Annotated in this window: 7 protein-coding genes and 1 pseudogene; 5 read left to right on the top strand and 3 right to left on the bottom strand. The window is 68.1% G+C overall.

What is annotated here, in order from left to right:
• Both GUY59_RS19980 and GUY59_RS19975 read right to left on the bottom strand, forming a co-directional pair.
• Positions 1–446 (bottom strand): annotated as a pseudogene (locus GUY59_RS19980) (hypothetical protein); the annotation flags it as partial.
• Positions 443–1,087: a DUF4142 domain-containing protein gene (locus GUY59_RS19975; protein ID WP_138202546.1), complete on the bottom strand. Its 645-nt coding sequence runs from the start codon at positions 1,085–1,087 to the stop codon at positions 443–445. The pseudogene GUY59_RS19980 and the gene GUY59_RS19975, both read right to left, overlap by 4 nt.
• 117 nt (positions 1,088–1,204) lie before the next feature.
• On the opposite strand from GUY59_RS19975, the gene GUY59_RS19970 reads away from it, so the two are divergent.
• From GUY59_RS19970 to GUY59_RS19955, 4 genes are all read left to right on the top strand, one after another.
• A complete protein-coding gene (locus GUY59_RS19970; protein ID WP_132333685.1) occupies positions 1,205–1,750 on the top strand; it encodes a sigma-70 family RNA polymerase sigma factor in 546 nt (181 codons plus the stop codon).
• Positions 1,750–1,947, top strand: coding sequence for a zf-HC2 domain-containing protein (locus GUY59_RS19965; RefSeq protein ID WP_132333655.1), 198 nt, complete (start codon positions 1,750–1,752; stop codon positions 1,945–1,947). The genes GUY59_RS19970 and GUY59_RS19965 overlap by 1 nt, the downstream gene beginning before the upstream one ends.
• Before the next feature lie 83 nt (positions 1,948–2,030).
• A complete protein-coding gene (locus GUY59_RS19960; RefSeq protein ID WP_138202547.1) occupies positions 2,031–2,834 on the top strand; it encodes a tryptophan 2,3-dioxygenase in 804 nt (267 codons plus the stop codon).
• A gap of 38 nt (positions 2,835–2,872) precedes the next feature.
• Positions 2,873–7,747: an NAD-glutamate dehydrogenase gene (locus GUY59_RS19955; RefSeq protein ID WP_138202548.1), complete on the top strand. Its 4,875-nt coding sequence runs from the start codon at positions 2,873–2,875 to the stop codon at positions 7,745–7,747.
• Positions 7,748–8,002: 255 nt separating this feature from the next.
• Here the strand turns inward: GUY59_RS19955 and GUY59_RS19950 are convergent, their stop codons facing one another.
• Positions 8,003–9,025, bottom strand: coding sequence for a hypothetical protein (locus GUY59_RS19950; RefSeq protein ID WP_138202549.1), 1,023 nt, complete (start codon positions 9,023–9,025; stop codon positions 8,003–8,005).
• A gap of 122 nt (positions 9,026–9,147) precedes the next feature.
• On the opposite strand from GUY59_RS19950, the gene prfB reads away from it, so the two are divergent.
• A complete protein-coding gene (prfB, locus tag GUY59_RS19945; protein ID WP_132333659.1) occupies positions 9,148–10,263 on the top strand; it encodes a peptide chain release factor 2 in 1,116 nt (371 codons plus the stop codon).
• Positions 10,264–10,400: the final 137 nt, after the last annotated feature.

Raw genomic sequence — 10,400 nt, 5'->3', positions numbered from 1 at the left:
GGGGCGCGGGCTGTGTCGTCCGGGTCGGCCGGAGCGGCCACCGCGACGCCGCCGCCCTGGGGGGCCTGCTGGTCGGCGTCCTGCTGACCCTGGTCCTGGCCCTGACCCTGGTCCTGGTTGGGGTCCTGGTTGGGGTCCTGGTTGGGGTCCTGGTTCGGGTTCTGCCGGTCCTGGCCCTGGTTCTGGTCGGGGTCCTGGGATCTCTGGTTCTGGTTCGGATCCTGCCGGCCGCGGTCCTGGCCTTGGTCGCGCCCGTTCCTGTTCCGCTGGTCGGAGTCTCGCCGCTGATTTTGATCCCGCTGTTCCTGGTTCTGCGACGAGGACTCGCCGGGGTCGCAGATTTCGGCGCGTGCCGGGCCTACCCCGATGACGGCCGCGGACACCAGCCCGCTCGCCGTCACGGCCAGGGCCGACACGGCCGCGGCCATGCGTCTGGATCTCCTCATGTGTGTCTCCTCGAATCGACCGCCATCGCGACGGGTGGAGCTGGCGCGGGCGTGGGAGGTTCCGGCAGGGCGTTGTGGTTGACCAGGCCGGTGGACTCCAGCAGCGCCATGTGCCTCATGACGAACCTCATGCAGTCCTCGGAGAACTTCCTGATCTCGGAGTTGCGTGTTCCGGACCGCACCGCCGCGATGACGGTGAAGACCTTGCCGTGTGCGTCACGCAGCAGGTTGGCGTAGTCCTTGTCGAAGGCGGGCCCGCTCTCCGCGGCGAGCTGGGCCATCCAGCTCTGCTGCTGCGGGCTGGGTTCGTCCGGCAGGGCCACGCCCAGTTTCTTCGCGACCTGACGGGTCAGCAGGTCGAGCTTCATGTGATCTTCCATGATCAGCCTGCCGACTTCCTTGACACGTTGGGACTCGGCGCGGGTCTTGGCGTACTCGCCTGCGGGCATCTCCCAGAGACCGGCCTGCCGCACCTTGACCAGCAGGTCGCGGTCGGCAGCCGTGAGTGGCCCGGTGGACGTCTGCGCCCACTGGGCGGCAGCGGGATCGATCACCGGTGGCATGACCAGCAGGATCGTCACCGCGGCCGCCACGACGAAGCCGCCGAGCATGAACACCTCGCCGCGCAAAAGCCTGTGCATGGTCGGAGGTACGCGGGGTTCACGGCACTGGTTCACCTATGGCCGGAGATAGTTAGAAATGACTGGAGTTATCGGAGTGGCTACCGCTTGGATAACGAAGGTGTAAAGATGTGCCCCGTGCTAGGTCACCTCGACGGCAGGTTCGAGAGTGCGGATGCCGAGGCGGAGCACCGCATCGCGGTGCTTTACCAGGAGTTCGGCGGCCCTCTGCTGCGACACGTCCGCAAATCCACAGGTAATGACCTTCAGTGGGCCGAAGACGTGGTGCAGGAGACGCTCGTCCGGGCCTGGCGGAACTCGGCAAGACTGCAATGGGAACCAAGCCTTATATGGGCGTGGCTGCTAACCGTGGCCCGTCGCATAGTCATTGATGGTCGTCGGCGGAAGAGTGTTCGGCCGCAGGAGGTCGAACCACCCGAAGTCGACATGATGGCGGTGCCGGACGGTTCGGATCGGGCTCTGTCGGCGATGGTCGTCGCGGACGCCCTCCGGTCCCTGTCCGCGGAACACCGCGAAGTCATTGAGCAGACCTACCTTCGAGACCGTACGATAAGTGAGGCGGCGGAGATTCTGGGGATCCCGCCGGGCACGGTGAAGTCCCGGCTCTACTACGGGATCCGGGCTCTCCGCGAACTGCTGCGGGACAAGGGGGTAGCCGGCTGATGCATGACGGGGTGGCCGCCTACGTCCTCGGCGTCCTCGATGAAGAGGAGCACGAGGCCTTCGAACGCCACCTCGACACATGTGAGCGATGCCAGGCGGAGCTGCTGGAGCTCGCCGAGCTGCCGGACCAGCTCGATGAGCTCAAGAACGCCTCCTCGACCTCCGACGACGACCCCCCGATGTCGATGTCACGTTGACGTCTATCCCCTTTTCAGGTGGTATCGGGTACGGCAATTCGTGCGCCCGGCGGCAACGCCGGGCGATCGGGGGGAGGTGTTCGGTGGCCGTCGACGACGATGCGCCCCGTCCCCCGCATCGGCGGTTCGGCGAGGAAGGCGGCCGGCTGTCCTACGGTGGTTACCTCCGCCTGCCCGCGTTGCTCGCGCAGCAGCAGCCGCAGTCGCAGGCCCCTGACGAGCTGCTGTTCATCACCGTCCACCAGGTCTACGAGCTGTGGTTCAAGCTGCTGCTCCACGAGCTGGAGTCGGTCCGCGAGGCCATGTCCTCGGGCGAGCTGTGGCAGGCCAGACACCTGTTCCGGCGGGTGCACGCGGTCGAGCGGGTGCTGGTCGAGCAGGTCGAGGTGCTGGAGACGATGACGCCCCAGGACTTTCTCGCCTTCCGCTCGATGCTGGAGCCCGCCAGCGGGTTCCAGTCCGTGCAGTTCCGGGAGCTCGAGTTCCTGTCCGGGCTGAAGGACGAGCGCTACCTCGGCAGCTTCCGGCACGCCGAGGAGGCCGACCTCGCCAGACTGCGCCGCAGGTTGTCGGAGCCCACGCTGTGGGACGCCTATCTCCGCGCGCTCTCCCTGCGCGGCCTGCCGGTCTCCGACGATGAGATCATGGACTCGCTGCTGACCGTGGCGAGAGACCGCAGGTCCCACGACGACCTGTGGCAACTGGCAGAAGACCTGCTGACCCACGACGAGACCACAGCGTTGTGGCGGATGCGTCATGTTCAGATGGTCGAACGCCAGATCGGCACCAAGTCGGGCACCGGCGGCTCGACGGGTGCCCCCTATCTGCGCGGTAGAACGCGCCTGCACTACTTCCCGCTGCTGTGGGAACTAAGGGCCTGGCTATGAACAGCCATGGCGAACCCTCACAAAGGAGTGAGAGCGAAATGCCGCTCGACGAGGCCAAGGATGAGCTGCTCCAGCGAGCCGCCGAGATCTGCGCGACGAGCACGGAGCACATGGGCGCCGACGAGGCGCTGTCCTTCCTCCGGCTCTACTACCGGCACGTCGCGCCGGAAGACCTGCTCGACCGCAACCCCGTTGACGTGTACGGCCCCGCGATGTCGCAGAGGCAACTGGCCGAGGTCCGCCCGCAGGGCAGGCCGGTGGTCCGGGCCTTCAGCCCGACGATCGAGGAGAACGGCTGGGATCCCGGGCACTCGGTCGTCGAGGTGGTCACCGACGACATGCCTTTCCTGGTCGACTCGGTGACGATGGAGCTCGACCGCCACGGCCTGGGCATGCACCTGCTCGTCCATCCGCAGATGCGGGTGCGCCGCGACATGACGGGCCGGATGCTCCGCCCCGACCAGCAGGACGTCACCGGCCAGATGCTGGTCGAGTCGTGGATGCACATCGAGATCGACCGGCAGTCCGACCCGCAGGTGCTCAAGGCTCTGGAGAACGACCTGCTGCGGGTGCTCTCCGACGTGCGGCACGCCGTTGAGGACTTCAGGAAGATGCGGGCGCTGGCCGTCCAGACCGCGGAAGACCTGAGCATGAACCCGCCGCCGCTGGAGCCCGCGGAGGTCGAGGACAGCATCGACCTGCTGCGCTGGCTCGCCGACGGGCATTTCACCTTCCTCGGCTACCGCGAATACCGGCTGGAGCACACCGACGAGGGCGAGACGCTGCGCGCGCTGCCGGGCGCGGCGCTGGGCATCCTGCGCGACGACAGGGTCGGCTCCGGCAGCTTCTCCGCGCTGCCTCCCGAGGTGCGGGCCAGGGCCCGCGAGAAGCACCTCATGATCATCACCAAGGCCAACTCCCGGGCCACCGTGCACCGCGCCACCTACCTCGACTACATCGGCGTCAAGGTCTTCTCGCCGGAGGGCGAGGTGATCGGGGAGCGGCGCTTCCTCGGCCTGTTCACCCACGTGGCCTACAACGAGTCGATCTCCCGGATCCCCGTGCTCAGGCGCAAGCTGGCCGACGTCCTCGAACAGGCCGGGCTGGCGTCCGACAGCCACGACGGCAAGGACCTCATCGAGATCCTCGAGACGTTCCCGCGCGACGAGCTTTTCCAGACCTCGCTGGACGAGCTGCTGCCCATCGCGCTGGGCGTGCTGCGGCTGCGCGAGCGCAAGCAGGTCAAGTTGTTCCTGCGGCGCGACGACTACGGCCGCTACATCTCCTGCCTGATCTACCTGCCGCGCGACCGCTACACCACCAAGGTCCGGCTGAAGATGCAGGAGGTGCTGCTCAAGGCCCTGGGCGGCACGTCGCTCGACTACAGCGCCATGATCGGCGAGTCGGTGCTGGCCCGCCTGCACGTGGTCGTGCGGGGCGAGCGGGGCAAGCAGCTGCCGCCGCCGAGCGTGGACGTGGAGGAGCTGGAGGCGCGGCTGGCCGCCATCACCCGCTCCTGGGAGGACGACCTGGCCTCCGCGCTCATCGAGCTGACCTCGGAGGAGGAGGCGCCCGGCCTCATCCGCAGGTACGCCTCCGCCTTCCCCGAGGGGTACAAAGCGGACTTCCCGCCCAAGGTTGCCGTGGTCGACCTGCAGCGGCTGGAGGAGCTCGTCGACGCGGACGACGAGCAGGAGGTGGGTCTCAACCTCTACGAGCCGTACGACGCGGCCGAGGGGGAGCGGCGGCTCAAGATCTACCGGGTCGGCTCGCCCATCTCGCTGTCGAAGGTGCTGCCGCTCATCCAGCGGCTCGGCGTCGAGGTGGTCGACGAGCGTCCGTACGAGGTCGACCGCGACAACGACCCGAGCACCAAGAACGCCTGGATCTACGACTTCGGGCTGCGCTACACCCCGTCCGACGAGGTCGGCAGGGAGGACTTCAAGCAGCTCTTCCAGGACGGGCTCACCGCCCTGTGGACGGGCCGGGTGCAGGCCGACGACTTCAACTCGCTCATCCTGAGCGCCGGCCTGACCTGGGAAGAGGTCGAGATCCTGCGGGCCTACGCGAAATACCTGCGCCAGGCGGGCAGCACGTTCTCGCAGTCGTACATGGAGCGGGTCCTCATGGGCAACGTGCGGCTGGCGCGGCTGCTCGTCAACCTGTTCGAGGCCCGGCACGATCCGAGGCGGCCCGACGACGTGCGCACCGAACTGGCCGACGCGATCCACGAGGAGATCCTGGGCGCGCTCGACGAGGTGGCCTCGCTGGACGAGGACCGCGTGTTGCGGGCCTACCTGGAGATGATCCAGGCCACGCTGCGGACGAACTACTTTCAGACGGTAGATGGGCGGCGAAAAGAGTACATATCGCTCAAGTTTGACCCGGAGGCCATCAGCGTCCTGCCGCTTCCGCGGCCCAAGTTCGAGATATTCGTGTACTCGCCTCGGGTCGAGGGCGTGCATCTCCGGTTCGGGAAAGTGGCGCGCGGTGGTTTGCGGTGGTCTGACCGAATGGAGGACTTCCGTACGGAAATCCTCGGTCTGGTTAAGGCCCAGATGGTGAAAAATACCGTTATTGTCCCGACCGGGTCCAAGGGCGGGTTTGTCGTTAAACGGCCGCCTTTGTCCGGAAAGCGGGAGGACCTTCAGGCCGAGGGTGTGGCCTGCTACCGCATGTTCATCTCCGGTCTGCTCGACGTCACCGACAACCTTGTGGACGGCCAGGTTGTCCCGCCACCCGACGTGGTCAGGCACGACGGCACCGACACCTACCTCGTCGTGGCCGCCGACAAGGGCACCGCGACGTTCTCCGACATCGCCAACGCCGTCGCCAAGAAGTACGACTTCTGGCTGGGCGACGCCTTCGCCTCCGGCGGCTCCATCGGTTACGACCACAAGGCCATGGGCATCACCGCCCGCGGCGCGTGGGAGTCGGTCAAATACCACTTCCGCACCATGGGCGTGGACGTGCAGACCACCGACTTCACCGTGGTCGGCGTGGGCGACATGTCCGGCGACGTGTTCGGCAACGGCATGCTGCTGTCGCAGCACATCCGGCTGGTGGCCGCGTTCGACCACCGCCACATCTTCGTCGACCCCAGCCCCGACGCCGCCCGCTCGTACGGCGAACGCCGGCGCCTGTTCGAGCTGCCGCGCAGCTCCTGGGAGGACTACGACGCCACGCTGATCTCGGAAGGCGGCGGCGTCTTCTCGCGCACCGCCAAGTCCATCCCGATCACGCCCCAGATGCGCGAGGCGCTCGGCATCCCCGCGGGTGTCACCTCCATGCCCCCGAACGACCTCATCAGCGCCATCCTGCGGGCCCCCGTCGACCTGCTGTGGAACGGCGGCATCGGCACCTACGTCAAGGCGGGCTCCGAGTCCAACGTCGACGTGGGCGACAAGGCCAACGACGCGCTCAGGGTCGACGCCGCCGAACTGCGCTGCAAGGTCGTGGGCGAGGGCGGCAACCTGGGCGTCACCCAGCTGGCCCGCATAGAGTTCGCGCTGAACGGCGGACTCATCAACACCGACTTCATCGACAACTCGGCCGGCGTCGACACCTCCGACCACGAGGTGAACATCAAGATCCTGCTCGACCAGGTCGTCCGCGACGGCGAGCTGACCGACAAGCAGCGCAACCAGGTCTTCACCTCGATGACGGACGAGGTCGCCCGGCTGGTGCTGCGCGACAACCACGCCCAGAACGTGGTTCTCGCCGCCGCCCGCGCCCAGGCCGTCGAGATGCTCCACATCCACGCCCGCTACCTGCGGCGGCTGGAGCGCGAAGGGCTGATCAACCGGGAGCTGGAGTTCCTGCCGTCCGACAAGCAGCTGGCCGAGCGCCGGCAGGCCAGGCTCGGCCTGACCGCTCCCGAGTTCGCCGTGCTGCTGGCCTACACCAAGCTGACCGTCGACGCCGAGGTGCTCGCCTCCGACCTGCCCGACGACCCCTATCTCGCCTCGTGGCTGGTGTCGTACTTCCCGTCGGCGCTGCGCGAGCGGTTCCGCACCTACATGGACGCCCATCCGCTCCGCCGGGAGATCATCACCACCTGCGTGGTGAACGAGCTGGTCAACTCCATGGGCACCACGTTCATGTTCCGCTTCGGCGAGGAGACCGGCGCCTCGGCGCCCGACATCGTGCGCGCCTACCTCGTGGCGCGCGAGGTCTTCGACCTGCCGAGCTTCCACAGGGACGTGGAGGCGCTGGACAAGCAGGTGGACACGGCGACCCAGATCGCCATGTTGCTGGAGGCCCGCAAGCTGGCCGAGCGCGGCACCCGCTGGCTGCTGGTCAACCGCCGGCCGCCGCTGGACCTCGCCGGGTCGGTCGCCTTCTTCATGAAGCCGGTCAACGGCGTGGTCTCCCACATCCCCAAGCTGCTGACCGGCCCCGACCTGGCCGCCTACGAGGACCGGCGCGACTCGTTCCTCGCCAGGGGCGTGCCGCCGGAGCTGGCCGAGCGCACGGCCGCCATGGTGCCCGCGTACTCGATGCTGGACCTGGTCGAGATCTCCTCGTTGACCGACCGCCCGGTTCACGAGGCGGCGGAGGTCTACTTCGACCTGGCCGACCGGCTGCAGCTGGCCCGCATCAGGGAACGCATCATCGCGCTGCCCAGGGACAACCGGTGGAACTCGATGGCCCGCTCGGCCCTGCGCGACGACCTCTACGCGGCGCACGCCTCCCTGACCCGTGACGTGCTGGCCCACAGCAAGTCGGGCCTGTCGCCGGAGGAACGGCTGGCCAGGTGGACGGAGGCCAACACGGCGGCCGTCTCCCGGGCCCGGCAGACGTTGTCGGAGATCTGGGAGAGCGACACCTTCGACCTGGCCACCCTCTCGGTGGCCCTGCGCGCCATCCGCACGCTGGTGTCCGCGAGCAACCTCCCCTACAGAGAGTCCTGACCCGGAGGGGGCAGGCGCCAACCTCGCCCGCCCCCTCACAGAACATGTCAACCGGTGGGGAACTCGACAAAGAAGCCCGACCGGCGGCAACTGGACGAAGGACATCGACCCGGTCAAGGATTCGGCGAAGAAGACGGCCCGCGTCACGCTCGTCACGGTGAGCAACCCGTGAGCCTTCACGACCGGCCATGACGGACGGGAGGCTCTACGGAGCGTGCGGGTCCGTAGGCGGTGCCGTAAAAGATGGAGGAAGGATCAGGTTCCGGTGGCGCGCGTGAGTGCGCCGTCGTGGGCGATGACGGCGGCGGCCTTGGGCGCGGTGAGGGGAGGCACGGCGGTCGCGTACTGGTGGGTTTCGACCAGTCGCAGCGTGCGGCGCAGCACCGGCGTGCTGATCGCCCACCTGGCCGACTTGGGCACGGGGATGTAGTCGTCCTCGGCCGTGCGCGTCGTCGTGGTCGTGGTCCTGGACAGGGAGTATTGGATCAGCGCCCCGCCGTCCTCGGTGCGCAGCGCGTAGACCGGGTAGTTGTCGGCGCTGAAGATCGAGTCGTAGCTGAAGCCCTCGGCCTTGGCGTCCTCGCGGCGGGAGGCGATCTGCTCGGCTATCTCCGTCGTGTACGGCCCCGCGGCGATGAGCCCGGCGGTGACCCCGGCGGTGCCGGTCTCGGCCACGCTGGCGTGCACGGGCCCCATGAACTGCGGGCTGATCGTGACGGTCTTGTCGTCGGAGCCGACCGCGCCGGCGTAGCCGTCGGCGTCGAACTCGATCTCCGGCAGCTTCTGCCCGGGCAGGAGCTGGGCCGCCGAGCTGATGCGCCAGCGGTCGGACCGGGTGAACGTCAGGAGCGTCGGACGGCCGTCGCGGGTCGCCAGCGCGCTGAACCACGGTGACCCTTCGCCCTGCTCGAACCTGGGCACGAACAGGGTCGGCGACCCCCACGTGTAGCGGCGCGGCGCGTAGTCGGTGGACAGGTAGTCGGCCACGGTGATGCGGGTCTGCCCGCCGTCCGTGAGGTCGACGGCCAGCCCGAGCCGCCCCTGCAGGTCGCTCTTCACCCTCAGCACGTCTTCGGAGAGGGTGACCTCGGCGAACACCTCGGCCGCCTCGGTCCGCGTGACCTCGGGCTCGTCGGGCGACGGCGAGGGGGAGGAGGTCGCGGCGGCGGCGGAGCTGGTGGGGGTCGCTCGTGGCTGGGCATCACCGCTGCAGGCGGTCACCGCGGCAAGCAAGCCGGCGGCGAGCGCCAGCGTTGTTCGCCGACCATGTACGCGCACCTGATCCATGGTATTCGCGCCGGGGACGCGCCGAGGCCCCCGACACCGGTCCGCGGGTCGTCAGAGCCGGACAGGGGCCGCTTGGGAGGTGAAGTCCCCGGAGGAGGCTAGTGTAGGGAAGCGTGGCAGGTATGGATCCGGCAGAAGAGATCAACGAGCTCGCGGGGACGCTCCGCAGCATCCAGGACGTGCTCGACCTCGACGCGATGCGCAAGCAGATCGACGAGCTGGAGCAGCAGGTTGCCGCCCCTGACCTGTGGGACGACCCCGACCTGGCGCAGAAGGTCACCAGCAAGCTCTCGCATCTGCAGGGCGAGCTCAACCGCGTCGAGGGCCTGTCGCGCAGGCTCGACGACCTGTCGGTGCTCTACGAGCTCGCGGCCGAGGAGAGCGACGACGACACGCGCGCCGAGGCCGACAAGGAGCTCGAGACGCTGCGGTCCGACATCGGCGCGATGGAGGTCCGCACCCTGCTCTCGGGCGAATACGACGCCCGCGAGGCGCTCGTGACGATCAACTCCCAGGCCGGTGGCGTCGACGCCGCCGACTGGGCCGAGATGTTGCTGCGGATGTATCTCCGGTGGGCCGAGCGCAAGGGCTACGGCACCGAGGTCTACGACACCTCCTACGCGGAGGAGGCCGGCATCAAGTCGGCCACGTTCGCGGTCAAGGCCCCCTACGCCTACGGCACGCTGCGGGGCGAGCACGGCACCCACCGTCTGGTGCGCATCAGCCCGTTCGACAACCAGGGGCGCAGGCAGACCTCGTTCGCCGGGGTCGACGTCGTGCCGGTGGTGGAGCAGACCGACCACATCGACATCAACGAGGACGAGATCCGCGTCGATGTCTACCGTTCGAGCGGTCCGGGAGGCCAGGGCGTCAACACGACCGACTCGGCGGTGCGCATCACGCACATCCCGACCGGCATCGTCGTCTCCTGCCAGAACGAACGTTCGCAGCTGCAGAACCGCGCCACCGCCATGAACGTGCTCCAGGCCAAGCTGCTGGAGCGCAAGCGGCAGGAGGAGGCGGAGAAGATGTCGGAGCTGCGCGGCGCGTCCACCACGTCATGGGGCACGCAGATCCGCAACTACGTGCTGCACCCTTACCAAATCGTGAAGGACCTGCGCACCAACACCGAGGCGGGCAACCCGTCGGCGGTGCTCGACGGCGACCTCGACGCGTTCATCGAGTCGGAGATCCGCTGGATGCGGCGGCAGGAGTCAGACACCGAATAGGTGGTTGAGCACGAGGCTCACGAAGAGCAGCACGACGAGGCAAGCGACGACCGCGGCGGGTGACAGCCCGGCGAAACCGTGCTGGTGCATACGTTCTCTGCTGGCGCGGCAGAGGGGGCAGCGTCCCTCGATGACGG

The organism is Nonomuraea sp. K271 (assembly GCF_009908215.1).
GTDB lineage: Bacteria > Actinomycetota > Actinomycetes > Streptosporangiales > Streptosporangiaceae > Nonomuraea > Nonomuraea longispora.
This window is presented reverse-complemented; position numbering and strand designations above follow the sequence as displayed.

Bases quoted from the DNA above. Each gene is read 5' to 3' on its own strand.
- GUY59_RS19975 (WP_138202546.1), bottom strand. From the start codon at position 1,087: ATGCACAGGCTTTTGCGCGGCGAGGTGTTCATGCTCGGCGGCTTCGTC.
- GUY59_RS19965 (WP_132333655.1), top strand. From the start codon at position 1,750: ATGCATGACGGGGTGGCCGCCTACGTCCTCGGCGTCCTCGATGAAGAG.
- GUY59_RS19955 (WP_138202548.1), top strand. From the start codon at position 2,873: ATGCCGCTCGACGAGGCCAAGGATGAGCTGCTCCAGCGAGCCGCCGAG.